This window comes from Bacillus pretiosus (genome assembly GCF_051294775.1).
Classification (GTDB): Bacteria; Bacillota; Bacilli; order Bacillales; family Bacillaceae_G; genus Bacillus_A; species Bacillus_A wiedmannii.
In genome coordinates, this window is record NZ_JBPPHF010000322.1 from 1 (window position 1) to 295 (window position 295).

Below are 295 nucleotides of genomic sequence, written 5' to 3' on the forward strand. Positions count from 1 at the left end.
GCCGTAACTATAACGGTCCTAAGGTAGCGAAATTCCTTGTCGGGTAAGTTCCGACCCGCACGAAAGGTGTAACGATTTGGGCACTGTCTCAACCAGAGACTCGGTGAAATTATAGTACCTGTGAAGATGCAGCTTACCCGCGACAGGACGGAAAGACCCCGTTGATCTTTTCTGTAGCCTGATATTGAATTTTGGTACAGTTTGTACAGGATAGGCGGGAGCCATTGAAACCGGAGCGCAAGCTTCGGTGGAGGCGCTGGTGGGATACCGCCCTGACTGTATTGAAATTCGAACC

The 295-nt window shown here is 50.5% G+C and carries 1 rRNA gene; it reads left to right on the forward strand.

Annotation, left to right across the window (positions count from 1 at the left end):
- Positions 1–295: ribosomal RNA gene (locus ACSG5Z_RS31075) — 23S ribosomal RNA — on the forward strand; the annotation flags it as partial.